Source organism: Nocardioides sp. N13(2025), from assembly GCF_051912545.1.
Taxonomy (GTDB): domain Bacteria; phylum Actinomycetota; class Actinomycetes; order Propionibacteriales; family Nocardioidaceae; genus Nocardioides.
The window spans coordinates 42,782-66,569 of sequence record NZ_CP196809.1 but is presented as its reverse complement, the minus strand read 5'-3'; the positions used below and the strand labels follow the sequence as shown (position 1 = coordinate 66,569).

The window sequence follows — 23,788 nt, the reverse complement described above, 5'->3', positions numbered from 1 at the left end:
ACTCCCGCGACCGACACCGTGCCCGCCCACCGCACCGCCTACGAGCGGCACGCTCCCGACCCGCGGGTGGTGGCGCGCTCGCTCGCCGGCAGCGAGCAGGCGGTCTTCTGGCTCGACGACGCCGGCGCAGGGGCGCGCCACCCCGAGCTCACCGCGTCGACGCGCACGGACCTCGCGATCGTCGGCGGCGGCTACCTCGGCCTCTGGACGGCCGTCCACGCCAAGCGGCGCGACCCCGGACGCCGGGTCGTGCTGCTGGAGGCGCAGACCGTCGGCTGGGCGGCCTCGGGTCGCAACGGAGGGTTCTGCGAGGCGTCACTGACCCACGGCGAGGACAACGGGCGGTCGCGCTGGCCCGACGAGCACGACGTCCTGCGCCGCCTCGGCCGCGACAACCTCGACGCCTTCGAGGCCGACGTGCGCGACCTCGGCCTGGACTGCGAGTGGGAGCGCACCGGCACGATCGCCGTGGCCGTCGAGGAGCACCAGGTCGACTGGCTCCGCGACGAGCACTCCCGGCCCGGCACACGCTTCCTGGACCGCGACCAGGTCCGCGCCGAGATCGACAGCCCGCTGTTCCTCGCCGGAGCGCTCGAGCGCGACGAGTCGGCGCTCGTCCACCCGGCCCGGCTGGCGCTGGAGCTCGCCCGGGTGGCCGTCGAGCTGGGCGTCGAGGTCCACGAGCACTCGGCCGCCACCGCGCTGCGTCGTACGTCGTCGGGCGCCGGCCACTCCCGGATCGAGGTGCACACCGCGCGGGCGGTGCTGACCGCCGACCACGTCGTCCTCGCGACCAACGCCTTCAGGCCGCTGCTGCGCCGCAACCGGCTGATGACGGTGCCGGTCTACGACTACGTCCTGATGACGGAGCCGCTCACGTCGGAGCAGCGCGCGGCCATCGGCTGGCAGGGTCGCCAGGGGCTGGGCGACCTGGCCAACCAGTTCCACTACTCCCGCCTCACGCGGGACGGACGGATCCTCTGGGGTGGGTACGACGCCATCCACCCGCCGGGCAGCCGGATCGCGGTCCGGCACGAGGACCGCCCCGCGAGCCACGCGCGCCTCGCCTCGCACTTCCTCGCGACCTTCCCCCAGCTCGAGGACGTCCGCTTCAGCCACCGCTGGGCCGGCGTGATCGACACGTGCACCCAGTTCACCGCGTTCTACGGCCTCAGCCACGGCGGGCGGGTGGCGCACGCCGCCGGCTTCACCGGATTGGGCGTGGGCGCGACCCGGTTCGCGGGCGAGGTGCTGCTCGACCTGCTGGCGGGCCGGCCGACCGAGCGCACCGCGCTGCGCATGGTGCGCGAGCAACCGCTGCCCTTCCCGCCCGAGCCGCTCGCCAGTCTCGGCGTCGAGCTGACCCGGTGGTCGCTGGACCGGGCGGACCACCGGGAGGGCAGGCGCAACCTGTTCCTCAGGGCGCTCGACGCCGCCGGCCTGGGCTTCGACTCCTGACCGCCCGCCCTGCTGTAACGCCGGCTCAGGCGGCCGGGAGCGGCTCGGCCAGCCCGGAGCGCAGTTGGTCGAGGATGCGGGTCAGCACCCGCGACACCTGGGCCTGCGTGAGTCCGATCGCCTCGGCGATCTCCTGCTGGGTGCGCTCCTCGACGAAGCGGAGCTGCACGATGCGCTGGTCGCGTGCCGACAGACGGCGCAGCACGGGAGCGAGCATCACCCGGGCCTCGGCCGACTCGATCGCGCGGTCGTCCGCCCCGAGGAGGTCGCCGAGGCTGGAGCCTCCGTCACCGACGGGGCCGTCGAGCGAGGTGGGGGTGAAGCACCCGTCCGCCGCCAACGCCTCGATCACGTCGTCCAGCTCCACGCCGAGGTGGCTCGCGACCTCGCTGGGGCGCGGAGACCGGCCGAGCTCGAGCTCCAGCTCTTCCTGGGCGCGGGCGATGCGCGACTGGAGGTCCTGCACCCGACGTGGCGGGCGCACCATCCAGCCCGAGTCGCGGAAGTGCCGGCGCAGCTCGCCGCGGATGGTCGGAACGGCGTAGGACAGGAAGTCGTGCCCGGCGCTCGGGTCGAAGCGCTGGGCTGCCTTGGTGAGGCCCAGCAGGGCGACCTGCTCGAGGTCGTCGAGGTCGATGCCCCGGTTGCGGTAACGACTGGCCATGGACCGGGCCACGCCCGCGTTGGTCTCGATGAGGCGTGCGGTCAGGTCGCGCGAGTGCCACGACTCGGGCTCGACGGCGCGCAGGTCGGCGACGATGCCGTCGGTGCGGCGGGCGCGCTCCTTGCCCTCGACGGGCGTGTGCGGGTGGAGCGTGGCAGGGGGTGCTTGGTGGGGCTGCTGCTCAGGGACGATCGACACGTGGACCACGGGATCGCTCCTTCCGGGATGGGGGCGTCTCACCGTGGTCTCCAGCGAGTCGGCCTCATTGATTCTGCCATGGTCCAGACCGCTGGAACAGCCGCAATGCGAACCGTCGGACCCGGTCGCGGGCACGGTCAGGAGGCGGAACGCTGCAAGGTCTGTCGAGGGTTCTCGTCGAAGACCTGGCGGTAGTCGGAGGCCAGGCGACCGGGGTTGAAGAACCCGAACGTGGCCGCCGCGTCACTCACCGACTGTGCCGAGCCGTCCCGCAGGGCTTGGCGCACCAGGTCGAGGCGCACGCGGCGCAGGTAGTCGGACGGGGTGCACCCGAGGTGCTGGCGGAAGGCGTACTGCAGCGTGCGGCTGGTGACGCCGCACTCCTGCGCGAGCTCGACGAGCCCGAGGTCGCGCGCCGCGTGCGCCTCGATCACGCGCACCGCGTTGCGCACCAGCGACGGCGACGTCTCGTGGGACTCCGGACCGACCACGAGCCTGCGCGCCTCGGACACCACGTTGTTGGGGAAGGTCTGCAGGAGGGTGTAGCCGAGCAGCCGCGAGGCCTCCTCGCGCTCCATCGCGCTGTCCGGGCCGAAGCGGGTCGCGCTGAGCTGGTCGACGGTCGCCCGCCACCGCGCCCCCGCGGCTGGGGACACGGGGACGTAGGAGCTGAAGGTGATGTGCTGCCACGGGTAGTCGGGATCGACGTCCTCGACCGCCGCGGTGAGCACCGGAGCCGTGAGGCTGGTCGTGCGGATCTCGTAGCCCTCGCTCCTGCCGCGGAACGGCATGTCCCAGCCGGCTGCGAGCACGGAGTCCCCGTCGTGGGTGCGGTCGGTCGAGCGCCCGCGGGTGTACTCGAGGTCGCCCCTCAGCACGTCCACCACCACCAGCGCCGGCATCGGCTCGGCGTCGAAGGTGAAGTCAGCGTCGATCGTGACGTGGTCGAAGGCGAAGGTGCCGTGGTCGGCCCGGTGGTGTCGCACCGTGCCCAGGCGGCCGGTCAACCGGAGGGTCGTGCCGTAGGCGGTGTCGAGGAAGTCGCGCGCCTCGGCGCCGCGTCCTTCGAAGTCGAAGACGGCCGGGGATCCGCGCCGTGCACGTGAGTGCCGCACTGGAACACCTCCTCACGGAGGTCTGCATCGGTGGGCCCTTGGTCTCGAGCCGCCTCTGACTCTAGTCCACGTGCGCGGAACCCACCCCCAGGTAGGTGGGACTCACCCTGTAGAGTGGACCGCGCTCCACATCATCGCTCCGCCCTGTGTCCGCGGACTCACGTCATTGAGAGGTGACGCATGTCTGGGACACACACACCCGCTGGTGAGCCGACCCGCCCGACCGGGGCCCCGCCCACCGAAGCACCGCGCGACGAGACGCTGCGCGACGAGATCGGCCACCTCCAGGAGGCCGTCAAGTCGCAGCGCGACATCGGCATGGCCATCGGCCTGCTGTCGGCGCGCTACGGCTGCAGCACCGAGCAGGCGTGGCGCACGATCCTCCGCGTCTCGCAGGACAGCAACACCAAGGTCCGCAACGTCGCACGCGTGCTGGTCGCCACCCACGACGGCACCGCCGACGGTGAGGCGCGCGCCCTGCTGGAGTCGTTCGTCTCCCACCTACCGGCGTCCGGGTGGCCAGAGGGACCTCAGGCGTAGCAGGATCCACCCATGAACATCGACGACGCCGCGCTCGCGGAGAGCCTGCGCCGCCTCACCCACTCCCGCGAGGACAATGGCAGCGTCGTCTCCGCCCTCGAGGCCGTGCTCCAGGCCTGCGTCGACCTCTTCGACGTCGGCGGCGCCGGCCTGCTGGTCGCCGACGAGCAGGACATGCTCCGCTACGTCGCGGCCACCAGCGGTCCGGGACGGCTGCTGGAGAAGACCGAGGCCGAGGCCGGTCAGGGCCCGTGCACCGAGGCCTTCGTGACGGCACAGGTGGTCACGACCTACGACGTCACGGCCGAGGCCGAGCGGTGGCCGGTGCTGGCGCGGGCGATGGCAGACCAGCCGGTGCGGGCGGTCCTCGGCACCCCCGTGCGACTCGGCGGGGTGCCCGTGGGCACCCTCGACGTCTACCAGGAGCACGCCCACGAGTGGGACGACAGCGAGGTCGCGGCCCTCGCCAGGTATGCCGAGGTCATCTCGACCACCCTCACCGCGGCGCTGCAGGCGCACACCGCGGGCGAGCTGGCCCGCCAGCTGCAGTACGCCCTCGACTACCGCGTGGTGATCGAGCGCGCCGTGGGCTTCCTCATGGCCAAGCAGTCCGCCGACGCGGTGGCGGCCTTCAACGCACTGCGCCAGGCGGCCCGGAGCCGCCGTACGAAGATCGGGCTGGTCGCCGAGCACGTCCTCGACAACGGCTCGCTGCCCGTCTGAGGAGCTCTCAGCCCTCGAGGGTCTCGGCGCGCTCCGCGGGGGCACCGTCGGGCGCGCGCTCGTGCGGGATCGAGCGGGTCTGCACGATCTGCGCCGCCACGTCGCGGAGCTTGACGTTGGTCGTGGAGGACAGGCGGCGCAGCAGCTCGAAGCTCTGGTGCTGGTCGATCCCGTAGCGCTCCATCGCGATGCCCTGGGCCATCCCGATGACGTGCCGCGAGCTCACGGCCGTCTGCAGCGTCGCGGTCCGGCGCGCGGACGACAGGGCGACGGTCGCGTGCACCGCGTAGACGAGGGCGAGGTCGACGACGTCGCGGTCCGCGAACCCGCTCCGCTCCTCGCTGTAGAGGTTGAGCGCGCCCAGCGGCTCGTCGCGGTCGGTGACCGCCACTGACAGCAGGGAGCGCACCCCCATCTCGGCCGCGCGCGGTCCCCACACCGGCCAGCGGGAGTCCGACTCCACGCCGCCGCTGCGCACCCAGCCGCCGGTGTCGGTGATCTCGAGGCACGGCCCCTCGCCCAGGGCGTACTGCAGGGCGTCGGCCTGCTCGGCCACGGGATCGCTGCTGGCGAGGGTCTTGTGGCGGTTGCGCGCCGTGCGGATGGTGAGGCTGACCTTGTCGGCCTCGGGCACGAGCTCGCGCATGCGGGTGACGATCGCGCGGGACGTGACGGCCTCGTCGGGTTCCTGCTGCAGCTCGGCAGCAAGTGCCGCGAACACGGCCAAGGAGTCGGGGTACGACAAAGCGAGATCCTCGAGGTACGACGCACCTGTGACCCGTGTTCTGGAGCCGAGCAGAAGTTATCCCGACGACGGCCGGTGGTCCAACGCGACACCACGCCTCGGACGGACTCCCGGGGCGCGCATGCGCGCGCGTCGACAGGGGTACCCCGCCGCATGAGCACCACCAGCCGCCCCGTCCGAGCGACCCCCGAGCAGGTGTGGTCGGTGCTGGCCGACGGCTGGCTCTACCCCCTGTTCGTCGTGGGCGCCGCCCGGATGCGCGACGTCGACGAGACCTGGCCGGCGGTCGGCGCGCGGCTGCACCACAGCGTCGGCAGCTGGCCGCTGATGCTCGACGACACCACCGAGGTCCTGGAGGTCGAGGAGGGCAAGCGGATCCTGCTGCTCGCGCGCGCCTGGCCGGCAGGCCACGCCCACGTGGAGATCTCGCTCGAGCCCGGTCCGGGCGAGGCCGGCGACCAGACGGTGGTCACCATCGTCGAGAACGCCACCGCCGGGCCGGGCGCGCTGATCCCCAAGGCCCTCCAGGACCCGCAGCTGCACGTCCGCAACATCGAGACCCTGCGACGGCTCGCCTTCGTGGTGGAGGGCCGGGCGCGGTGACGACGGCGGTGGGTCGCACGTACGACGCCATCGTGATCGGCGCCGGGCCCAACGGCCTGGTCGCGGCCAACGTCCTGGCCGACGCGGGATGGGACGTCCTCGTGCTGGAGGCCCAGCCCGCGCCGGGTGGGGCGGTCCGCAGCGACCGCGAGGTGCACCCCGACTTCGTCCACGACACGTTCAGTGCGTTCTACCCGCTCGCGCTGGCGTCCCGCGCGATCGCGCCGCTCGAGCTCGAACGGCACGGCCTGGTCTGGGAGCACGCTCCGGCGGTGCTCGGGCACCCGTTCGGTGACGGGCAGTGGGCCGTGCTGCACCGCGACCGCGAGCTCACGGCGTCCGGGCTCGACGACCTCCGCGCCGGCGACGGCGACGCCTGGCTGGAGCTGTGCCGCACGTGGGACCGCATCGGGCCCGCGCTGGTCGACGGCCTCACCTCCCCCTTCCCCCCGCTCAAGGCAGGCGCCCGGCTCGTGCCGGCGCTGGCCCGGGCCGGCGGTCTCGACACCGTGCGGCGCCTGGCCACGCCGGTCGCGTCCCTCGGACGCGAGCTCTTCGCAGGTCCGGCGGCCCGGCTCCTGCTGGCCGGCAACGCCGGTCACGCGGACTTCCCCCTCTCCTCACCGGGCTCCGGCGTCTTCGGCGTGCTGATGACGATGCTCGGGCAGACGGTCGGCTTCCCGGTCCCGCGCGGTGGCGCCCAGTCGCTCACCGACGCGCTGGTGTCCCGCTTCACCGGCCTCGGCGGCGAGCTCCGGACCGGGGCCGAGGTCTCGCGCGTCGTCGTGCACGGAGGGCAGGTCAGGGGCGTCACGACGCACGACGGCGAGTGGTACGCCGCCTCGACGGTCGTCGCGGACGTCGCCGCACCGCACCTCTTCGGCGGCCTCGTGCCGGAGGAGGACCTCCCGGCACGCGTGGTGCGCGGGATGCGCGACTTCGAGCTCGACCCCGGGACCGTCAAGGTCGACTGGGCCCTGTCGGGACCCGTCCCCTGGACCGGCCGCCCGGAGCGCCTCCCCGGCACCGTGCACGTCGGCGACTCCGTGGAGGAGATGACCCGGACGCTGGCGCAGGTGGCGTCCGGGGTCGTGCCGGACGAGCCGTTCCTGCTCACCGGCCAGATGACCTCGAGCGACCCCTCCCGCTCCCCGGAGGGCACCGAGTCCTTCTGGGCCTACACGCACGTGCCGCAGCCCGGCATGACCCGCGGCGACGCCGGCGGGGAGGTCAGCGGGGCCTGGGACCACGACGACTGCGAGCGGTTCGCCGACCGGGTGCAGGCCAGGATCGAGGAACGTGCGCCGCGCTTCGGGGACCTGGTCCTGGCGCGACGCGTCCTGGGGCCGCACGAGCTCGAGGCGCGCAACGCCAACCTCATCGGTGGCGCCGTCAACGGCGGCACCTCCCAGCTGCACCAGGAGCTGGTCTTCCGCCCCGTGCCCGCCATGCGCGGACGCGCGGCGACCGGCGTGGGCGGGCTCTTCCTCGGCTCCGCCTCCGCCCACCCGGGCGGGGGCGTGCACGGCGCGGCCGGCGCGAACGCCGCCCGGTCGGCCCTCTGGCACCATCGCTCGCGCGCCCTGACGCGTCGGCGTACGACCCACGGACGGAACACGTGATGACAGAACGCATCGCCTTCGGGCCTCTCGCCATCGCCTTCGACGACCGCGTCCTGCGCCCGCGGGAGTGGACGGCCGCGCAGTCGCAGTGGGCGGCCGACCTGATGGCGGCCGCTCCCGACGGGCCGGTGCTGGAGCTGTGCGCCGGCGCCGGTCACATCGGCCTGCTGGCCGTCGCGACCTCCGACCGCGGCCTGGTCTGCGTGGACGCCAACCCCGTGGCCTGCGACTTCGCGCGGGCCAACGCCGTCGCGGCCGGGATGGCCGACCGCGTGGAGGTGCGTGAGGGGCGGCTCGAGACCGCGCTGGCCCCCGACGAGCAGTTCCCCGTCGTCATCGCCGACCCGCCGTGGGTGCCGCGCGACCAGACCTCGCAGTTCCCGGAGGACCCGCTCACCGCCATCGACGGCGGCTCGGACGGCCTCGACGTCGCCCGCGCCTGCCTGTCCGTGATCGCCGCGCACCTGGCCCCGGGCGGGTCCGCCGTGCTCCAGCTGGGCACGCACGCCCAGGCGGACGTCCTGCGGAGCGAGGCGTGCTTCACCGACGGCGGGCTCGTGATGACCGAGGTACGCCAGCAGGAGCGTGGGGTGCTGGTGCGCCTCGACCGAGGTCACTGACCCAGGTTCACCCGCGCAGGATCACTGGCGCGGGATCACCTTGTGGGTGCCGTCGCACCAGGGCAGCCGGCTCGACTTCTCGCAGCGGCACAGCGCGACGACCGGCCGGTGCACGGCGTGCACCGTGCCGTCCGCGTCCTGGATCGACTCGACGCCGCGCACGAGCATCGGGCCGTGCGGCTGGATCACCACGTCCGGGTGCGCGAAGTCGTCGTCGCGCCCACGCTCGCTCATGGGGTCGCGTCCCACGCCGCGAACATCGCCCGGGCGAACCTCGCCTCGAGGTCGAGGCACGTGAAGGCCCCGAAGAGCACCTGGCTCCCCTGCTCGGGCTCGTCCTCGACGAGCGTGCCGCAGATGTCGCGCATGGCGAGGTGCTCGTGGATGGCGTCGGCCTCGACGTGCTCGTCGTAGTAGGCCGACATCGGGCCGTCCAGGCCCAGCCGCTCCAGGCCCTGGACGAGCTTGCGCGACGGCAGGGAGCTGGTCATCTCGAACACCGCCAGGTGTCCCATCGCCGCCCCGCGCAGCCGACGCTGGAGGCCGAACATCGAGCCGGCGTTGTTCATCTCGAGCGTCTCGGGCAGGGCGTCGTCGACGTAGGCGCCGTACTCCGAGCGCAGGCCCACGGCCACCAGGCCGCGAGCGAAGAGATGGGCGTGGAGCCGGTTGGGGTCGCCGTCGCCGTACTCGTCGTAGAGCAGCTCGACCAGCGCGGCCTTGGCCCGGACCGGGAGCCGGGGCACGACCCACGCGGAGGGGTCCGACTCCTTGAGGTGGTAGATGGAGCGCTGCCGCAGCAGCTCCAGGACCTGGTCGACGTCGGCGCGACGGCGGACGTGGTCGGCGAGCGACGGACCGTCGTCGTCGGCCACCAGCTGCTCGAGGGCAGCCGGCACCTCGGCGGGCTGCGGGTCGGCTCCGGACCAGCGGGCACGCAGCCGCTCCTCCAGCGCCACCTCGAGGTCACGGCGTACGACGAGCACCTCGGGGTCCCACTCGGCGCGGTCGGCGGCGTCCTCGAAGCCGCGGTAGGACAGCTCGTGGAGGGCCCACAGGGTGATGGCCTCGTCGTCCCACGAGTCGGCGGCGGGCGCGGGGCCATGCTCGTCGTCCCCGGCCGTGGCGGCCAGGCGCGCGAACGTCCACTCGCTCAGGACGCCACGCGGCTTGGGCATCCTCACGGCGTGAACACCACCTTCACCATGCCGTCCTCCTTGTCGCGGAACGTGCGGTAGGCCTCGGGAGCGTCCTCCAGCGGCAAGTGGTGCGTCGCGAAGGACTCGACGCCGAGCAGGTCGTCGTCCTTCTCGAGCAGGGTGAGGATCTCGTCGCTCCACCTGCGGACGTTTGCCTGACCCATGCGGATCTGCACCTGCTTGTCGAACAGCTCGAACATCGGCAGCGGGTCGGTGGGAGCGCCGTAGACCCCGGAGATGCTGATCGTGCCACCACGGCGGACGGAGTCGATGGCGCTCATCAGCGCGGCGAGACGGTCGGAGCCGACGTTGAGCATGACCTTCTCCTGCACCTTCCGGGGCAGGAGACCGAGCGCCTTCTGCGCCGCCTCCGCGACCGGGGAGCCGTGGGCCTCCATGCCGACGGCGTCGATGACCGCGTCGGCGCCACGGCCGTCGGTCAGCTCGCGGACACGGTCGCCGACGCCGTCGACCTCGGTGTGGTCGATCGTCTCCGCGCCCCGGCCGTGCGCCCGGGCCAGCCGCTCGCGCACCGAGTCGACGACGATGACCCGCAGCCCGCGGTGCATCGCGATGCGCGACGCCATGTCACCGATGGGCCCGGCGCCGACGACGAGGAGCGTGCCGCCGTCCTCCACGTCGGCGTACTCGACGGCCTGCCAGGCCGTGGGCAGCACGTCGGAGAGGAAGAGGAAGCGGTCGTCCGGCGGCCCGTGCGGGACCTTGATCGGCAGGAAGTCGCCGAAGGGCACGCGCAGGAGCTCGGCCTGGCCGCCGGGCACCTGCCCGTAGAGCTTGCTGTAGCCGAAGAGGCTGGCACCGGTGCCGGTGTCCCGGTTCTGCGTGGTCTCGCACTGGCTGTACAGGCCGCGCTCGCACATCCAGCACGACCCGCAGCTGATGTTGAAGGGCACCACGACGCGGTCGCCCACCTCCAGGGTCGAGATGGCCGACCCGACCTCCCGGACGATGCCCATCGGCTCGTGGCCGACGACGTCGCCGGCCGTCATGAACGGCGCCAGCGGCTCGTAGAGGTGGAGGTCCGAGCCGCAGAGCCCGGTCGAGGTGATCTCCACGACGATGTCGGTCGGCTCCTCGATGACGGGGTCCGGCACCTCGATGACCTGCATGTCGAGCTTGCCCTGCCACGTGACTGCCTTCATGGGCTGACCAGTGCCCCGCGGCCCCCGTGCGCATGCGTCCGGCCGGGCGTCGAGGGCCCGGCCGGTGAGCGGCCCGGCCCCCGGGGCCGGGCCGCAGGTCTGCCCGGGGTCAGGCGCGGTCGGTAGTGGGAGCCGCGGAGATCGCCTCGAGCAACCGTCCTGCCTTCTCCTCTGGCAGGCTCTTGGCGATGTCGGCCTGGCTGATCATGCCCACCAGGTCGTGGCCGTCGATGACCGGCAGCCTCCGCACGCCGGCGCGCGCCATCGTGTCGAGCGCCTCCTCGATGTCGTCGTCCGCGCCGATCGTGACCACCTCGTCGCCGGCGTAGTCGGCGACGCGCACCTGGCTGGTGTCCATGCCCTCGGCCACGCAGCTCAGGACGATGTCGCGGTCCGTGATCATGCCCTTCAACCTGTTGTCCTCACCGCAGATGGGCAGCGCACCCACCCCCAGGTCGCGCATCATCCGCGCGGCCTGCATCACCGTGTCGTCCACGGATGCGCACCGCGCCCCCGTGGTCATCACCTCTCGTGCTGTCGTCATGTCAGCTCCTCGAGCTCGTCTGGATTCCTGGACCGTGTCCCGTACCCACGCGCTCGCCGACGATCCGCCCATCGGGCGGTGTGGGCACCGCGCCGCGCGTGGTACCTCTTGCGGGTGACGCCATCCACACGTCCCCTGGGAGCTGCGCTCGGAGCGCTCTGCGTCCTGCTCCTCGGCGGGTGTGCCGGCACGCAGGACGAGCCCGCGACCGACGCCGCCCAGGAGCTCCTCGACTCAGCACGCGACGGCGACGGCGCCAGGGCGTGCGACCTCCTGGCCCCGGCCACGCGGTCGGAGCTGGAGTCCAGCTCCGGCTCACCCTGCGAGGAGGCGATCCTCGAGGAGGACCTCGGCGAAGGGACGGGCGACGTGCGGGTCGAGGTCTACGACACGTCGGCGCAGGTCAAGGTCGGTGGCGACACGGTCTTCCTGTCCCGCTTCGACGGGCGCTGGCTCGTGGTCGCCGCGGCCTGCACAGCCGTCCCGGCCCGGCCCTACGACTGCAGCGTCGGACTGCCCTGATGCGCGCCGTCTTCCTTGCCTACCTGGCCGTCATCTGTGTCGGCCTGGCCGTCATGCTGGCCCTGGGCCTCAGGCACGTCTGATGCGCGCCTTCGTCCGGCACAGCTCGCTGAGCCTCTTCTTCGGCCTCCTGTTCCTGCTCAGCCTCGCCGGCCAGTCCGTCGCCGGCTGGCACCAGTTCAACGCCCTGCAGGTGGCCGAGCACCTCGACACCCTCAGCTGGACGGCGTACGTCGCCTCGTCGGACTTCGCGGTCGACGTCGCCGAGAACTGGCAGAGCGAGTTCCTCCAGTTCTGGGTCTACCTCATGGCCACCGTGTGGCTGCTGCAGAAGGGCTCACCGGAGTCCAAGGAGCTGGACAAGGCCGGGAAGGAGTCGGACGAGGAGCAGAAGGTCGGCCCGCACGCCGACCCGGACTCCCCCGCCTGGGCACGTGCCGGCGACTGGCGCACCACGGTCTACTCCTCCTCGCTCGCCATCGTGATGGGCGCGATCTTCCTGGCCTGCTGGCTGGTGCAGTCGGTGGCCGGGTGGGCGGCGTACAACGAGTCGCGCCTGCAGCAGCTCCAGGACCCGCTGTCATGGGGCGGCTACCTCGCCAACGCCGACTTCTGGGCGCGCACCCTGCAGAACTGGCAGAGCGAGTTCCTCGCCGTCGGTGCCATGTGCGTGCTGTCCATCTACCTGCGCCAGCGGGGCTCCTCGCAGAGCAAGCCGGTGGGCGAGCCCCACGGCTCGACCGGCGTCGAGGGCTGAGCCGATCCCCCCGCACCCTTGCAGGCGCTGGTCAGGGGTGGGACCGTGGCAGCAGGGGGCCACCCACTCGAGAGGTCGGACACTGATGGACGACCGCGAGGTCTTCGAGCACCAGCTGGCCGATGCCGTGCGCGAGCTCAACGACCAGGCCGACCCGCCCCACACGCTCCAGCGGATGGTCGACATCACGCCGGAGTTCTTCGACTCCTGCGACTTCGTGGGCATCTCGCTGGTGGAGCGTGGCCTGATCCACACGCCCGCGGCGTCGACCGAGAGGCTGCGCGAGCTCGACCAGCTGCAGTACGAGCTGGGCGAGGGGCCGTGCAGGGAGGCCATCCGCAGCCACGCGACGGTCATCGTCGAGGACCTCGCCTCCGATGGCAGGTGGCCGCGGTGGGGCCGGGCCATGACCGAGGTGCTGGGCATCCGCTCGAGCCTGAGCTTCCGGCTCTTCACCCGCCCCGACGACACGTGGGGCGCGCTCAACGTCTACTCCCGCACGCCGCACTCCTTCACCGACCAGGACGTGCTGCACGGGCAGGTGATCGCCGCGATGTCGGCGGTGGTGCTGGCCCGCTCGATCAACGACGAGCACCTCGCCGCGGCGCTGGAGACCCGCACCGTGATCGGGCAGGCCACCGGCATGGTGATGGAGCGCTACGGCCTCGACGAGCAGACCGCGTTCAACGTGCTCCGGCGCCTGTCCTCGCAGGACAACCGCAAGCTGCGTGATCTCGCGGAGCAGGTCGTGGCGGACCGCGGCCTTCCGCTGCCGCACGTCGACGCCGAGGCCGAGGTCGAGGCCGAGGCCGACAAGGGCGCCTGAGACCGCCCGTCCGGACGTGGTGGCCCGCCGCCGGGCGTGTGAGGCTCACCGCATGGACGACCAGCCCACCCCCGAGCACCGTCGCCCGGCCGGCGTCAGCGACGCCACCGTCGAGGCACTCGGCAAGCTCTCCGCGGCGCTCGACCACGTCGAGGATGCTCGCGGCCACCTGTATGCCTTCCACCGGCTGATGGGCAGTGCCGAGAGCACCCTCGAGGAGGCGACCGCCATGGTGCGCGACGCCGGGCACACCGACCTCGCCGACGCGCTGGACGAGCAGGCCCTGGGCCAGAACCCGTTGCCGGGCATGTGGTCGTTCCAGATGGTCGAGGAGTTCGACGACGGCTTCTACGCCCGCACCAAGGCTCTGCACCAGCGAGCCCTCGACGACCTGGTGCAGGGCCGGCGCCACGTCTTCGAGGCGGAGATGAAGGAGCTGCGGCGCACCCGCGGGCGCGCGGGCCACGAGGCCACCCCGGCCGACGTCGAGGGCGACCCGGAGTACGACGGCTGACCAGCCGGCTGGCTAGCTGCGCGACCTCAGCTCGGGGAGCACGTCGGACCCGTAGGCCGCGAGCATGTCGGCGTAGTGCGGCCCCATGTTGGCGACGTACACGTCGTCGAACCCGGCTTCCACGAAGGGCGTGAAGGCCTCGACGTGCTCGGCGACGTCCGGCCCGAAGGCACCCTTCTCGGCGAACTTCTCGCGGGTCACCAGCTCGGCCGCCTGCTCGAAGTGCCGCGGGCTCGGCAGGACCTGGCTCAGCTCGCCCGGCACGCCCGCGTTGGGCCACAGCGCGTACGCCGCGTCGATCGCCTCGTCGCGAGTCGGTCCCCAGGCGACCTTGAAGCCCGCCTGGGTGGGGGCGTCGGCGCCCTTGGCGGCGCGGAACTCCTTGACCGACTCGGCGTCAGGCTGGGTGGTGATGAAGCCGTCGGCGATCCGGCCGGCGACCTCGAGGGCCTTGGGGCCGAAGGCGCTCATGTAGATGTCGGGCGGGGTGTCGGGCAGCGTGTAGATCCGGGCGGTGTCGACGGTGTAGTGGCGTCCCTCGTGGGACACGACCTCGCCCGTCCACAGCTTGCGGATGACCTCCACGGCCTCCTCGAGCATCTCGAGCCGCACGTCGGTGCGGGGCCAGGCGTCCCCCAGGACGTGCTCGTTGAGCGCCTCGCCGCTGCCGACGCCCAGGGTGAACTTCCCCGGCCCCAGCAGCACCGCGCTCGTGGCGGCGGCCTGGGCGATGATCGCCGGGTGCGTGCGCACGGTCGGGCAGGTGACGGCCGTGGTCACGGGCAGGTCGCAGACCTGGGCGACCGCCCCGATCATCGACCAGACGAAGGGCGACTCGCCCTGCGCATCGGTCCAGGGGTGGAAGTGGTCGCTGATCCAGAGCGCGTCGAAGCCGGCCTGCTCGGCCAGCCTCGCCTGCTCGAGCAGCTGCTCGGGGGTGTACTCCTCGGAGGAGAGGAAGTAGCCGAACCGGGTCATGCGCGGATCGGCTGCCGGTGGACCCGGGGCCCGTCCACGTCGGAGTCGCCGGAGACGAGCAGTCCGTGCTGGATCGCCCAGAGGACGGCCTGCGAGCGGGACGTGACCTCGATCTTGGCGTAGGCACCGCGGATGTAGGACTTCACCGAGTTGATGCTGAGGTTGGTCTGCTCGGCGATGTCGCGGTTGGCCAGGCCCGACGCGATCATCGAGAGCACCTCGGTCTCGCGGTGGGTCAGGGGCCACTTCTCCGCAGCGGTGCGCGCCGGCTCGGGCTGCCCGGTCCAGGCGTCGACCACGACGCGGCCGTCGGCGATCTGGAGGAGGTTCCAGATCAGGCGGCGCGCCGGCAGCCACTTGCTCACGAAGCCGGCGGCTCCGCGCGACATCTCGGTGGAGACCGCCTCGGGGCTGCAGTCCCAGCCGAAGGCGACCATGCGGGTGGGGAAGCGCTGGGGCACCGCCCGCACGCCGGCCTTGCGGCGGTGCGCGGAGGGGTCGTAGAGGGTGAGGTCGCACAGGGGCGTCGGCCCGTCGGGCCGGCGGGGCACCACCGTGATGACGGTGGAGTGCGGCTCGAGCATGGCGCGGAGGCCGTGCACGACGAGCTCGCTCTCGTCCATGATCGCGACCTTGACGTGCCGGGCACCGGGATTGCTTGGTCGGTCCATGGCCCCCCGTACCCCGCTGGGCGGGGCGCATGCACGCCCCGGACCGGCGTCACGCCAGCAGGGCCAGCGCCACCCGCGCCGCCTGCGACTCGGTGACCTCGGCGGACTCCGCGGCGCTGCGCACGAGCACGAGGGCGGCCTCCGTCGTGACCCCCATCCGGGCCGCGACCAGGCCCACGGCCACGTCGATCAGCCGCTGTTCGCGGAGGCGCTCGGGCGCGGCCTCGGCCCGGCGGAGGGTCTCGAAGCCGAGGTCGGCATTGGTGACCGCACCCGCCTGCCACGCGCCCAGCGCGGCCACCAGCCCGTCGATGCGGTCGTGGAAGGCGTGGGCGGTGGAGGCGTAGAGGTCGATGTTGAGCACCGCGCGCCCCTGCTCGACGACGGGCAGGCAGACGGTGCTCTCGATGCCCTCGAAGGCACGCTCGCGGGCCATGTCGGCCCACCCGCCCTCGTCGAGGGCGTGGTCGGCGGCGTCGCCGGAGCGGGGCCGGTCCTCGTCCCTCGACGGCGTAGGCCGCTCGCTGCCGGCCTCCGGGTCGACCAGGGTGAAGGTCAGGTCCTCGTCGAGGAGCGTGACGCTCAGCGCCACGCACTCGGGGACGGCGCGCACGGCCCAGCCCTCGATCACCCGCAGCAGCCCCTCGACGTCGTCGATGCTGGGCGTGACGTACTCGTCCAGGGCCTCTCGGCTCTGGGGCAGCAGCTCCATCACGTGCACCTCGACTCCCGGCGGGTACGAACACCACGATGGTGCTCCTCCCCCTGGTGGGACACCACACCCGCCCGGGCGTGCGAGCGTGCATGGGGCCCGTCCATCGGGGTACCCGGTGGCGTGAACGCCGACCAGACCCAGCAGCCCGTCGTCGTCCTCGACCTGGACGGCACCCTCGTCGACTCCGTCTACCAGCACGTCGTGGCGTGGCAGGCCGCCTTCCACGACGTCGGGCGGCACGTGAGCAGCGTGCGCATCCACGAGGCCATCGGCATGGGCGGTGACCGCCTGGTCGCGTACGTCGCGGGTGACGCGGCCGAGAGCGCCGTCGGGGACGACGTCCGCGGCCTGCACGACACCTACTTCCGGGCCGGGCTGCGGACGATCTGCCCGCTCGAGGGAGCCGCGGACCTCGTGGAGGCCCTGGCCCGGCACGGGCACCCGGTCGCGCTGGCCAGCTCGTCGGAGGCGGACCTCGTCGACGAGCTCCTCGACATCGCCGACCTCCGCGGACGCCTCGACGCCGTGGTCACCGGCTCCGACGACGTGCCGAGCAAGCCCGCCCCCGACACCGTCGAGCTGGCCGTCTCCCGCCTGGGCGGCGGCCCGGCGTTCGTCGTCGGCGACGCGGTGTGGGACGTGATGTCGGCCGGGGCGGCCGGGCTGACGGCCGTCGGGCTGCGCAGCGGAGGGGTCGGGGCCGAGCGGCTGCTGTCGGCCGGTGCCGCGCAGGTGTACGACAACCCGCGCGACCTGCTCGAGCACCTCGGCTCCAGCCCGCTGCGCACCCGCTGAACCACGCAAGGCCCGTCGGGGGCCACACACACGGCGTACGGCAAGCAACCCCCGACGAGCCTCGCAGCTCTGGCCGCCGGGGTCGCTGCGAGGCGAACCGGGCGTAGGGGTGGAGTACCCCTCCCCCGGCAGGTCATGCGCGGCACGACTGGATTCCTCGTTCGGGGGTACGGAACAGGTGCCCCCGCCCCCGCCGAAGGAAGCCCACCATGATCATTCTCGACGACTCGACCACCGAACCGATGGCCGATCCGCAGACCCACCCCGACACCGACCCGGTGAACGACCCCGCCAACGACCCCACCAACGACCCCACCCCAGCGACCGACCCCTCGGAGACCGACGCGTGAGCTCCCTCTGGCTCGACCGCGCGGTCCCGTTCGCGGACGACCCGCTCCCCGGTCCGGACGAGCACCTCGACGTCCTCGTCGTCGGGGCCGGGCTCACCGGACTGACCACCACCCTGCTCCTCGCCCGCGCCGGTCTCCGGGTCGCATGCGTCGAGGCGAGGCTGGCCGGCGCCGTGACGACGGGTCGCACCACCGGCAAGGTGTCGCTGCTCCAGGGCACGCACCTGTCACGCATCAGGCGCCACCAGTCGGAGTCCGTCGCCCGGGCCTACGTCGAGTCCAACCGCGAGGGCATGGAGTGGCTGCTGCGCTTCTGCGACGACCACGCGGTGCCGGTCCAGCGGCGGGTCGCGGTGACGTACGCCGCGACGCAGGACGAGCTCTCCAGCGTCGAGGCCGAGCACCGGGCGGCGGGGTCGCTCGGCCTGCCGGTGGAGTGGCGCGACCGGCTCGACGTGCCGTTCCCCCACGTCGGCGCCACCGTGCTCGCCGACCAGGCGCAGCTCGACGCCATGGAGGTGCTCGCGGCGCTCGTCGAGCAGCTGCGCGCGCACGGCGGGACGCTGCACCAGGGGCACCGGGTGAGCTCGGTGTCGAAGACCGGCCGGCCGACCGTGCACCTGGACACCGGCGAGGAGCTGTCGGCCGACCAGCTCGTGCTCGCGACGGGCACGCCGATCCTCGACCGCGGGATGTACTTCGCGCGGCTGGAGCCGCAACGGTCCTACGCGCTCGCCTTCGACGGGGCCGTCGCGATGGACGGCGTCTACCTCTCCGCCGGGTCGGACTCGCGGTCGGTGCGCGACGCCCCGGACGGCAGGCTCGTCGTCGGCGGCAGCGGGCACGTGGTGGGGCGTACGGACTCCCACCTCGCGCACCTCGACGAGCTGCGGGCGTGGACCGCGCAGTGGTTCCCCGGGACCACCGAGACCCACCACTGGTCGGCGCAGGACTACGGCTCGCCCGACGGCGTGCCCTACGTCGGGCGGATGAGCCGCGGCGGGGGCCGCATCCACGTGGCGACCGGCTTCGAGAAGTGGGGCATGACCAACGCGGTGGCCGCCGCCCGCACCATCTCCAGCGACATCCTGGGCGAGGTGCCGTCCTGGGCCGAGACGCTCCGCACGCGCAGCCCTGGAGCGTCGAACGCCGCAGAGGTCGTCCGCATCAACCTCGGCGTCGGTGCTGCCGTGGCGACGGGCGCGGCCCGCACGCTCCGCGAGCGGCTGCCGGGTGCGGGCGCGGCGGCCAAGGCGCGCGAGTGCGGTGTCGTCGGCGTCTGCAGCCACCTCGGCGGACTGCTGAAGTGGAACGACGCCGAGGACACCTGGGACTGCCCGCTCCACGGCTCCCGCTTCACCCGCGAGGGAGAGGTGCTCGAGGGACCCGCGACGCGGCCGCTCAAGCGGCGGGGCTGACTCCCGCCGACAGTCAGCGATGGGCGCAGACCAGGTCGGCCCTGAGCGCGTCCTCCGAGGACAGCTCCACGCCGGGGCCGCAGACCAGGTCGAGCGGGTCGGCGGCCTCCCCCACGGTGGCAACCGCCTCGTCGAAGGCGGGTACGACGTCGGAGCAGGCGTGCTCGAGGCCCACGCGCGTCAGCCCGGAGGTGGCCACGTCGCCGCTCAGGGCGAGCTCGACGGTCCACGACGGTGCGTCGGTGCGCATGCAGTCGACCGCAGCGGCCTGCCGGAGGGCCTCGAAGTCGAAGGTGTCGGTGCCGAGCTCGTCCTCGACCGCGGCGCGCCAGTCCGCGACCGCCTGGTCCTCCTCGTGGGCCGCGGTCTCGGCCCTGCCGGGGGTCGCGTCACCCCCTCCGGAGCAGGCCGCGAGGGCAGGGGCGAGCAGGACCAGGAGCAGGGCGAGAGCACGCATGCGAGGAGGCTACGAGCGGCGCGGGGACCGCGTCCGGCGTTTGTTACCGGTCAGTACGTGATGCGCGACTCACTGCGGACCCGGGTGGTGAGCAGGCGGGCGGCGAGGAAGCCGCCGATCGCGCCGAACAGGTGGCCCTGCCACGAGACACCGGGCTGACCGGGCAGCACGCCGAGCAGCGCGCCGCTGTAGAGCAGGAAGACCGCGACGCCGATGAGGATCTCGGTGGTGTGCCGGTTGAGGAACCCGCGGACGACGAGGAAGACGATCCAGCCGAAGATGAGCACCGAGGCGCCGGCGTGGGTGCTGCCGGGCTGCGCGAAGAGCCAGACCCCGAGCCCGCCGACGACCCAGATGACCGCGGTGGCGACGAGCCCGCGGGCGATGCCCGTCGCGAGGGTCAGGAAGCCCAGCACCAGGACGGGCACGGTGTTGCTGACCAGGTGGTCGAAGCCGAAGTGCAGCATCGGCGCGAGGACCACACCCAGCAGGCCGTCCTCCGAGCGGGGCTGGACGCCGTACTCGTCGAGCGGGTGCCCCGAGGCCGCGTCGAAGATCTCGAGGACCCACAGGAGCAGCACGAAGCCGCCGGTGAGCAGCGCCGCCTGCTGCCAGGCGGGACGGCGCTCGACGGTCTGCATGCCCTCATCGTGACAGGGCGGGTGAAAGCGTCAGGCGCGCTCGGCGACCTCGGGCGGGAAGCCGCCGGTCGACACCGTGCCCCAGCGCGTGGGGGTGATCCGCAGCAGGGACTTGCCCTGGGTGACCATGGCCTGGCGGTACTCGTCCCAGTCGGAGTGCTCGCCGGCGATCGTGCGGAAGTACTCCACGAACGCGTCGAGCGCCTCGTCGCCCTCGGACGCGTCGAGCACCTCGCACTCGCCGTCGACCTGGACCCACGCGTCGTCCCAGTCGTCGGAGAGCACGACCACCGACACCTCGGGCCGCTTGCGGGCGTTCCTCGTCTTGGCGCGCTGGGGATAGGTCGCGATGACGATGCGTCCGCTGTCGTCGACGCCGCCCGCGACGGGCGAGGCCTGCGGACTGCCGTCGGCGCGGCGGGTCAGCAGGACCATGCGGTGGCGAGGGCGTACGAACTCGAGCAGCTCGTCGAGCCCGACGTCGGTGTTGGTCGCGATGCGAGGTGCCATGCTCCCGAGGCTAGCGCGGCGTACGCTCGGCTCAGATCCGCCGGGAGGGGCCATGGGCGACAGCACCCACGACGACCGCTACAACGCCAACGGGCGGCTGCGCTCGTCGGTCTACGAGGCCGAGATGGAGCGCCTGCAGGAGCAGCTGGTGCTGCTGCAGTACTGGGTGCAGTCCCAGGGCCTCAAGGTCCTCGTGATCTTCGAGGGCCGCGGCTCGGCCGGCAAGGGCGGCGTCATCAAGCGCATCACCGAGCGCACCAGCCCGCGCACCGTGCGGATCGCGGCGCTGCCGAAGCCGACCGACCGCGAGCGCACCCAGTGGTACTTCCAGCGCTACGTCGAGCACCTGCCCGCCGCCGGGGAGATGGTCCTGTTCGACCGCAGCTGGTACAACCGCTCGAACGTCGAGTGGGTGATGGACTTCTGCACCGAGGACCAGCACCAGGAGTTCCTGCGCAGCTGCCCCGAGTTCGAGCGGATGCTGGTCCGGTCCGGGATCGTGGTGCTGAAGTACTGGTTCTCCGTCAGCGCCGACGAGCAGCTGCGGCGCTTCGAGGCGCGCAACGCCGAGCCGCTCAAGCGCTGGAAGCTCTCCGACATGGACCTCGCCGAGCGCGAGCTCTACATCCGCTACTCGATGGCCAAGGACACCACCTTCCAGTACACCGACATCAAGCAGGCGCCCTGGTACGTCGTGCCGTCCGACGACAAGAGGGCCGCGAGGCTCAACTGCATCAGCCACCTGCTCTCGCAGTTCGACTACGAGGACGTCACGCCCGAGCGCGTGGAGCTGCCGGAGATCAAGGACATCCCCTACGTCCGGACGCCGATGCACGAGCAGACGTTCGTGCCGCAGCTGTTCTGAGGCGACCCCGAAGCCATGGAGGTCGAGCTCGCCGAGGTCCGGGACTTCTTGGCCCGGCACGCGCCGTTCGACGGGCTGCCCGGCGAGGTGCTGGCCGGGCTGCCGCGCAGGTGCACGCTGCGCTACGCGCGGCGCGGCACCGTCGTGCTCGACGTGGGTGACCGGGGGGACGGCCTGTACGTCGTCCGCTCGGGCGCCGTGGAGGTGCGCGACGAGACCGGCGACCTGGTCGACCGGGTCGGCACCGGCGAGGCCTTCGGGATGAGCTCGCTGTTGGAGCACCGACCCACGCGCTACCGGTGCACGGCGGTCGAGGACACGCTCCTGCTGGTGCTCGAGCCGGCGGCCTTCGAGGAGCTCTCGCGCGCCCATCCCGACTTCGCGACGTTCTACGCCGCGACGCACCACGCGCGGCTGTCGCGCGCGATCGGCAACCTGCAGCGCGCGACCTCGGGCAGCACGGCGCTCGGCACGCGGGTCGGCGACCTCATCACCCGGGAGCCGGTCACGACCTCCCCCGACCGGTCGGTGGCCGACGCCGCGGCGACCATGTCGGACGCCGGGGTCTCCAGCATCCTCGTCGTCGAGCACCGCGAGCTCATCGGCATCGTGACCGACCGCGACCTGCGCAACCGGGTGCTCGCCGCCGGCCTCTCCCCCGACCGCGAGGTGCGGTCGGTGATGACGGCCGAGCCGGTCACCCTCCCTGCCGACGCCCTCGCCTTCGAGGCGCTGCTGGAGATGGTGAGCCGCGACATCCACCACCTCCCGGTGGTCGACGAGACCGGGCGACCGCTCGGCCTGGTGACCACCACGGACCTGGTCCGCCTCGAGAACGCCAACCCCGTCTACCTCGCCGCCGCGATCGGCGCACAGACGACCCTGGCAGGCGTGGTGGCAGAGGCCCCCGGCATCCGCGCCGTCCTCGGCCAGCTCGTCGAGCGTGACGTCACGGCCGCCGACATCTCGCGGGTGGCGACGGCCCTCGGTGACGCCGTACGACGGCGCGTCGTGGCGCTGGTCGAGGAGGAACTCGGCCCGCCGCCGGTCCCCTACAGCTGGGTCGTGCTGGGCTCGGCGGCCCGCGACGAGGAGGGCTTCACCGCCGACCAGGACCACGCGCTCGTGCTGGGCAGCGAGGTCGACGAGGCCGGCGCCGCCTGGTTCGCCGAGCTCGCCGATCGGGTGACGATGGTGCTGGAGCAGTGCGGCTGGCCGCGCTGCCCCGGCGGGGCGATGGCGACCAACCCCGCCTGGCGGATGACGGTGGCCCAGTGGCGCGAGCACTTCGTCGCGTGGTCGCGGGAGCCGCAGCCGGACGCCGTGCTGCACACCTCGATCTTCCACGACATGCGCCACCTCGTCGGCGACCGGCAGCTCGCCGAGGAGGTCCACCTGACGTCGGTCTCCCTGGCCTCGCCCCGGCTCCTTGGCCACCTGTCTCGCCAGGCCATCGCGACGCGTCCGCCGCTGGGGTTCTTCCGCGGCCTGGTGCTCGAGCGGCACGGCGAGCACCGCGACACCCTCGACATCAAGCGGCCGATCTCCGCGGTCGTCCAGCTGGCCCGCATCCACGCGCTGCGGTCCGGGTCGCCGGCGCTGTCGACCCGCCGCCGGCTGGCTGCCGCGGCCGCCGACGGCACGCTCGACCCCGACCTGGCCACGGAGCTGCGCGACGCCTTGGAGCTGATGTCCTACCTCCGCCTGCACCACCAGGCGGCACAGGCACGCGCCGGCCAGGTGCCCGACAACTTCCTGGCGCCGGCCGAGCTCACCCAGCGCCAGCGCCGGCACCTGCGCGACGCCTTCGAGATCGTGCGAGCGGCCCAGCAGAACCTCTCCGCCCACCTGCCGCCGGGCTTCGAGTGAGGCTCCCGTTCCTCCGGCGCCGCGCCCGCGGCCCGGAGCACTACCCGGAGGGGCCGCTGCGCACGCTGGCGGCGTCCCCGCCCCCGGCCGACACGACGCCGGTGTCCGAGGTGGAGCTCCTCGCCCTCGACGTGGAGACGACCGGGCTCGACCCGGCCTCCGACCACCTGCTGTCGCTGGGCTGGGTGCCGGTGGTCGGCGGGCGGGTGGTGCTCGCCGAGGCGCGCGAGCTCCGGGTCCGGCCCCCGGAGGGCGTGGACGTCGGCGACTCGGCGACCCTGCACCGCCTCACCGACGACAACCTCTCGGACGCGACGCCCCTGTCCGAGGCACTCCCGCCGCTCCTCGACGCGCTCCACGGGAGGGTGCTGCTCGCGCACCACGCCTCGCTCGAGGTGGAGTTCGTCGCCGCCGCCGCGCGGACGTCGTACGGCACCCGGCCGCGGCTGACCGCCGTCGACACCCTGGCGCTGCAGCGCCGCCTGCAGGCCGACGAGCACGGCGAGGTGTCCGGTTCGCTGCGCCTCGACGCCGCGCGCCGCGTCTACGGGCTCCCCCGCTACGCCGCCCACGACGCCCTCACCGACGCCGTCGCGGCCGCTGAGCTGTTCCTCGCCCAGGTCGCCGAGCTCGAGCGGCGGCTGGGCCGCGAGGTGCTCCTGCGCGACCTGTCACCCCAGCGGTCGGGGTAGCGGCGGGACAGCGG

General features: G+C 73.0%; 29 protein-coding genes. 16 read left to right on the top strand and 13 right to left on the bottom strand.

What is annotated here, in order from left to right:
* Positions 1-18: 18 nt before the first annotated feature.
* The gene (locus ACS3YM_RS00370; RefSeq protein WP_439938073.1) at positions 19-1,458 is read left to right on the top strand and encodes an NAD(P)/FAD-dependent oxidoreductase; all 1,440 of its coding nucleotides are present in this window, start codon (positions 19-21) and stop codon (positions 1,456-1,458) included.
* Positions 1,459-1,483: 25 nt separating this feature from the next.
* Here ACS3YM_RS00370 and ACS3YM_RS00365 read toward each other — a convergent pair whose 3' ends face one another.
* Both ACS3YM_RS00365 and ACS3YM_RS00360 read right to left on the bottom strand, forming a co-directional pair.
* Positions 1,484-2,320 carry a SigB/SigF/SigG family RNA polymerase sigma factor gene (locus tag ACS3YM_RS00365; protein ID WP_439938072.1) on the bottom strand — a complete coding sequence of 279 codons (837 nt, stop codon included), beginning with the start codon at positions 2,318-2,320 and terminating at the stop codon, positions 1,484-1,486.
* Between the two features lie 137 nt (positions 2,321-2,457).
* The gene (locus tag ACS3YM_RS00360; RefSeq protein WP_439938071.1) at positions 2,458-3,435 is read right to left on the bottom strand and encodes a helix-turn-helix domain-containing protein; all 978 of its coding nucleotides are present in this window, start codon (positions 3,433-3,435) and stop codon (positions 2,458-2,460) included.
* 180 nt (positions 3,436-3,615) lie between these two features.
* Here ACS3YM_RS00360 and ACS3YM_RS00355 point away from each other — a divergent pair, with 180 nt between their 5' ends.
* Together ACS3YM_RS00355 and ACS3YM_RS00350 are read left to right on the top strand one after the other, a co-directional pair.
* A complete protein-coding gene (locus ACS3YM_RS00355) occupies positions 3,616-3,975 on the top strand; it encodes an ANTAR domain-containing protein (RefSeq protein WP_439938070.1) in 360 nt (119 codons plus the stop codon).
* A 12-nt stretch (positions 3,976-3,987) separates the two neighbouring features.
* Positions 3,988-4,698: an ANTAR domain-containing protein gene (locus tag ACS3YM_RS00350; protein WP_439938069.1), complete on the top strand. Its 711-nt coding sequence runs from the start codon at positions 3,988-3,990 to the stop codon at positions 4,696-4,698.
* Positions 4,699-4,705: 7 nt separating this feature from the next.
* Here ACS3YM_RS00350 and ACS3YM_RS00345 read toward each other — a convergent pair whose 3' ends face one another.
* Positions 4,706-5,443 carry a GAF and ANTAR domain-containing protein gene (locus ACS3YM_RS00345; RefSeq protein WP_439938067.1) on the bottom strand — a complete coding sequence of 246 codons (738 nt, stop codon included), beginning with the start codon at positions 5,441-5,443 and terminating at the stop codon, positions 4,706-4,708.
* Positions 5,444-5,596: 153 nt separating this feature from the next.
* On the opposite strand from ACS3YM_RS00345, the gene ACS3YM_RS00340 reads away from it, so the two are divergent.
* Genes ACS3YM_RS00340 through ACS3YM_RS00330 form a run of 3 tightly spaced genes read left to right on the top strand, consistent with a single transcriptional unit; the run spans position 5,597 to position 8,288 of the window.
* Positions 5,597-6,046, top strand: a complete 450-nt coding sequence (locus tag ACS3YM_RS00340; RefSeq protein ID WP_439938065.1) for an SRPBCC family protein — start codon at positions 5,597-5,599, stop codon at positions 6,044-6,046.
* Positions 6,043-7,668 carry a phytoene desaturase family protein gene (locus ACS3YM_RS00335; RefSeq protein ID WP_439938064.1) on the top strand — a complete coding sequence of 542 codons (1,626 nt, stop codon included), beginning with the start codon at positions 6,043-6,045 and terminating at the stop codon, positions 7,666-7,668. The genes ACS3YM_RS00340 and ACS3YM_RS00335 overlap by 4 nt, the downstream gene beginning before the upstream one ends.
* Complete coding sequence (locus ACS3YM_RS00330; RefSeq protein ID WP_439938063.1) at positions 7,668-8,288, top strand: methyltransferase; 621 nt, start codon at positions 7,668-7,670, stop codon at positions 8,286-8,288. The genes ACS3YM_RS00335 and ACS3YM_RS00330 overlap by 1 nt, the downstream gene beginning before the upstream one ends.
* A 21-nt stretch (positions 8,289-8,309) precedes the next feature.
* Here the strand turns inward: ACS3YM_RS00330 and ACS3YM_RS00325 are convergent, their stop codons facing one another.
* The 4 genes from ACS3YM_RS00325 to ACS3YM_RS00310 all read right to left on the bottom strand — a co-directional run bounded on the left by ACS3YM_RS00325 (position 8,310) and on the right by ACS3YM_RS00310 (position 11,194).
* Positions 8,310-8,522 carry a CDGSH iron-sulfur domain-containing protein gene (locus ACS3YM_RS00325; protein ID WP_439938062.1) on the bottom strand — a complete coding sequence of 71 codons (213 nt, stop codon included), beginning with the start codon at positions 8,520-8,522 and terminating at the stop codon, positions 8,310-8,312.
* Positions 8,519-9,466: an iron-containing redox enzyme family protein gene (locus ACS3YM_RS00320; protein WP_439938061.1), complete on the bottom strand. Its 948-nt coding sequence runs from the start codon at positions 9,464-9,466 to the stop codon at positions 8,519-8,521. The genes ACS3YM_RS00325 and ACS3YM_RS00320 overlap by 4 nt, the downstream gene beginning before the upstream one ends.
* A 2-nt stretch (positions 9,467-9,468) precedes the next feature.
* Positions 9,469-10,650: a zinc-dependent alcohol dehydrogenase gene (locus ACS3YM_RS00315; protein WP_439938060.1), complete on the bottom strand. Its 1,182-nt coding sequence runs from the start codon at positions 10,648-10,650 to the stop codon at positions 9,469-9,471.
* A 109-nt stretch (positions 10,651-10,759) separates the two neighbouring features.
* On the bottom strand, positions 10,760-11,194 hold the full coding sequence (locus tag ACS3YM_RS00310; protein ID WP_439938059.1) for a CBS domain-containing protein: 435 nt from the start codon (positions 11,192-11,194) through the stop codon (positions 10,760-10,762).
* 114 nt (positions 11,195-11,308) lie between these two features.
* On the opposite strand from ACS3YM_RS00310, the gene ACS3YM_RS00305 reads away from it, so the two are divergent.
* The 4 genes from ACS3YM_RS00305 to ACS3YM_RS00290 all read left to right on the top strand — a co-directional run bounded on the left by ACS3YM_RS00305 (position 11,309) and on the right by ACS3YM_RS00290 (position 13,813).
* A complete protein-coding gene (locus tag ACS3YM_RS00305) occupies positions 11,309-11,716 on the top strand; it encodes a hypothetical protein (protein WP_439938058.1) in 408 nt (135 codons plus the stop codon).
* An 82-nt stretch (positions 11,717-11,798) separates the two neighbouring features.
* The gene (locus tag ACS3YM_RS00300) at positions 11,799-12,473 is read left to right on the top strand and encodes a DUF6766 family protein (RefSeq protein WP_439938057.1); all 675 of its coding nucleotides are present in this window, start codon (positions 11,799-11,801) and stop codon (positions 12,471-12,473) included.
* 85 nt (positions 12,474-12,558) lie between these two features.
* Positions 12,559-13,299, top strand: a complete 741-nt coding sequence (locus ACS3YM_RS00295) for a GAF and ANTAR domain-containing protein (protein WP_439938056.1) — start codon at positions 12,559-12,561, stop codon at positions 13,297-13,299.
* Positions 13,300-13,351: 52 nt separating this feature from the next.
* Positions 13,352-13,813, top strand: a complete 462-nt coding sequence (locus ACS3YM_RS00290; RefSeq protein WP_439938055.1) for a hypothetical protein — start codon at positions 13,352-13,354, stop codon at positions 13,811-13,813.
* A gap of 12 nt (positions 13,814-13,825) precedes the next feature.
* Here ACS3YM_RS00290 and ACS3YM_RS00285 read toward each other — a convergent pair whose 3' ends face one another.
* Genes ACS3YM_RS00285 through ACS3YM_RS00275 form a run of 3 tightly spaced genes read right to left on the bottom strand, consistent with a single transcriptional unit; the run spans position 13,826 to position 16,174 of the window.
* Entirely contained in the window at positions 13,826-14,791 is a 966-nt protein-coding gene (locus ACS3YM_RS00285; protein WP_439938054.1) for a TIGR03557 family F420-dependent LLM class oxidoreductase, read from the bottom strand.
* Positions 14,788-15,462, bottom strand: coding sequence for a response regulator transcription factor (locus ACS3YM_RS00280; RefSeq protein ID WP_439938053.1), 675 nt, complete (start codon positions 15,460-15,462; stop codon positions 14,788-14,790). Before ACS3YM_RS00280 ends, ACS3YM_RS00285 begins: the two co-directional genes overlap by 4 nt.
* A gap of 49 nt (positions 15,463-15,511) precedes the next feature.
* Entirely contained in the window at positions 15,512-16,174 is a 663-nt protein-coding gene (locus tag ACS3YM_RS00275) for a hypothetical protein (protein ID WP_439938052.1), read from the bottom strand.
* 123 nt (positions 16,175-16,297) lie between these two features.
* Here ACS3YM_RS00275 and ACS3YM_RS00270 point away from each other — a divergent pair, with 123 nt between their 5' ends.
* The 3 genes from ACS3YM_RS00270 (at position 16,298) to ACS3YM_RS00260 (ending at position 18,740) form a co-directional block, all read left to right on the top strand.
* Entirely contained in the window at positions 16,298-16,972 is a 675-nt protein-coding gene (locus tag ACS3YM_RS00270) for an HAD family hydrolase (protein WP_439938051.1), read from the top strand.
* A gap of 209 nt (positions 16,973-17,181) precedes the next feature.
* Positions 17,182-17,322: a hypothetical protein gene (locus ACS3YM_RS00265; protein ID WP_439938050.1), complete on the top strand. Its 141-nt coding sequence runs from the start codon at positions 17,182-17,184 to the stop codon at positions 17,320-17,322.
* Positions 17,319-18,740 carry an FAD-dependent oxidoreductase gene (locus ACS3YM_RS00260; protein ID WP_439938049.1) on the top strand — a complete coding sequence of 474 codons (1,422 nt, stop codon included), beginning with the start codon at positions 17,319-17,321 and terminating at the stop codon, positions 18,738-18,740. Before ACS3YM_RS00265 ends, ACS3YM_RS00260 begins: the two co-directional genes overlap by 4 nt.
* Before the next feature lie 13 nt (positions 18,741-18,753).
* Here ACS3YM_RS00260 and ACS3YM_RS00255 read toward each other — a convergent pair whose 3' ends face one another.
* From ACS3YM_RS00255 to ACS3YM_RS00245, 3 genes are read right to left on the bottom strand one after another with little or no spacing between them, the layout of a single operon-like run.
* Complete coding sequence (locus ACS3YM_RS00255; protein ID WP_439938048.1) at positions 18,754-19,197, bottom strand: hypothetical protein; 444 nt, start codon at positions 19,195-19,197, stop codon at positions 18,754-18,756.
* A gap of 50 nt (positions 19,198-19,247) precedes the next feature.
* Positions 19,248-19,838 (bottom strand): rhomboid family intramembrane serine protease, encoded by a 591-nt coding sequence (locus ACS3YM_RS00250; protein ID WP_439938047.1) that lies wholly within the window; start codon positions 19,836-19,838, stop codon positions 19,248-19,250.
* Positions 19,839-19,868: 30 nt separating this feature from the next.
* Complete coding sequence (locus ACS3YM_RS00245; protein WP_439938046.1) at positions 19,869-20,348, bottom strand: PPOX class F420-dependent oxidoreductase; 480 nt, start codon at positions 20,346-20,348, stop codon at positions 19,869-19,871.
* Between the two features lie 52 nt (positions 20,349-20,400).
* Here ACS3YM_RS00245 and ppk2 point away from each other — a divergent pair, with 52 nt between their 5' ends.
* Genes ppk2 through ACS3YM_RS00230 form a run of 3 tightly spaced genes read left to right on the top strand, consistent with a single transcriptional unit; the run spans position 20,401 to position 23,774 of the window.
* The gene (gene ppk2 / locus ACS3YM_RS00240; RefSeq protein ID WP_439938045.1) at positions 20,401-21,213 is read left to right on the top strand and encodes a polyphosphate kinase 2; all 813 of its coding nucleotides are present in this window, start codon (positions 20,401-20,403) and stop codon (positions 21,211-21,213) included.
* A gap of 15 nt (positions 21,214-21,228) precedes the next feature.
* Positions 21,229-23,082 carry a DUF294 nucleotidyltransferase-like domain-containing protein gene (locus ACS3YM_RS00235; protein ID WP_439938044.1) on the top strand — a complete coding sequence of 618 codons (1,854 nt, stop codon included), beginning with the start codon at positions 21,229-21,231 and terminating at the stop codon, positions 23,080-23,082.
* Positions 23,079-23,774 (top strand): exonuclease domain-containing protein, encoded by a 696-nt coding sequence (locus ACS3YM_RS00230; RefSeq protein WP_439938043.1) that lies wholly within the window; start codon positions 23,079-23,081, stop codon positions 23,772-23,774. The genes ACS3YM_RS00235 and ACS3YM_RS00230 overlap by 4 nt, the downstream gene beginning before the upstream one ends.
* Positions 23,775-23,788 lie beyond the last annotated feature (14 nt).

Bases quoted from the DNA above. Each gene is read 5' to 3' on its own strand.
- ACS3YM_RS00355 (WP_439938070.1), top strand. From the start codon at position 3,616: ATGTCTGGGACACACACACCCGCTGGTGAGCCGACCCGCCCGACCGGG.
- ACS3YM_RS00350 (WP_439938069.1), top strand. From the start codon at position 3,988: ATGAACATCGACGACGCCGCGCTCGCGGAGAGCCTGCGCCGCCTCACC.
- ACS3YM_RS00340 (WP_439938065.1), top strand. From the start codon at position 5,597: ATGAGCACCACCAGCCGCCCCGTCCGAGCGACCCCCGAGCAGGTGTGG.
- ACS3YM_RS00330 (WP_439938063.1), top strand. From the start codon at position 7,668: ATGACAGAACGCATCGCCTTCGGGCCTCTCGCCATCGCCTTCGACGAC.
- ACS3YM_RS00325 (WP_439938062.1), bottom strand. From the start codon at position 8,522: ATGAGCGAGCGTGGGCGCGACGACGACTTCGCGCACCCGGACGTGGTG.
- ACS3YM_RS00320 (WP_439938061.1), bottom strand. From the start codon at position 9,466: ATGCCCAAGCCGCGTGGCGTCCTGAGCGAGTGGACGTTCGCGCGCCTG.
- ACS3YM_RS00315 (WP_439938060.1), bottom strand. From the start codon at position 10,650: ATGAAGGCAGTCACGTGGCAGGGCAAGCTCGACATGCAGGTCATCGAG.
- ACS3YM_RS00310 (WP_439938059.1), bottom strand. From the start codon at position 11,194: ATGACGACAGCACGAGAGGTGATGACCACGGGGGCGCGGTGCGCATCC.
- ACS3YM_RS00300 (WP_439938057.1), top strand. From the start codon at position 11,799: ATGCGCGCCTTCGTCCGGCACAGCTCGCTGAGCCTCTTCTTCGGCCTC.
- ACS3YM_RS00295 (WP_439938056.1), top strand. From the start codon at position 12,559: ATGGACGACCGCGAGGTCTTCGAGCACCAGCTGGCCGATGCCGTGCGC.
- ACS3YM_RS00290 (WP_439938055.1), top strand. From the start codon at position 13,352: ATGGACGACCAGCCCACCCCCGAGCACCGTCGCCCGGCCGGCGTCAGC.
- ACS3YM_RS00285 (WP_439938054.1), bottom strand. From the start codon at position 14,791: ATGACCCGGTTCGGCTACTTCCTCTCCTCCGAGGAGTACACCCCCGAG.
- ACS3YM_RS00280 (WP_439938053.1), bottom strand. From the start codon at position 15,462: ATGGACCGACCAAGCAATCCCGGTGCCCGGCACGTCAAGGTCGCGATC.
- ACS3YM_RS00275 (WP_439938052.1), bottom strand. From the start codon at position 16,174: ATGGAGCTGCTGCCCCAGAGCCGAGAGGCCCTGGACGAGTACGTCACG.
- ACS3YM_RS00265 (WP_439938050.1), top strand. From the start codon at position 17,182: ATGATCATTCTCGACGACTCGACCACCGAACCGATGGCCGATCCGCAG.
- ACS3YM_RS00255 (WP_439938048.1), bottom strand. From the start codon at position 19,197: ATGCGTGCTCTCGCCCTGCTCCTGGTCCTGCTCGCCCCTGCCCTCGCG.
- ACS3YM_RS00250 (WP_439938047.1), bottom strand. From the start codon at position 19,838: ATGCAGACCGTCGAGCGCCGTCCCGCCTGGCAGCAGGCGGCGCTGCTC.
- ACS3YM_RS00245 (WP_439938046.1), bottom strand. From the start codon at position 20,348: ATGGCACCTCGCATCGCGACCAACACCGACGTCGGGCTCGACGAGCTG.
- ppk2 (WP_439938045.1), top strand. From the start codon at position 20,401: ATGGGCGACAGCACCCACGACGACCGCTACAACGCCAACGGGCGGCTG.
- ACS3YM_RS00235 (WP_439938044.1), top strand. From the start codon at position 21,229: ATGGAGGTCGAGCTCGCCGAGGTCCGGGACTTCTTGGCCCGGCACGCG.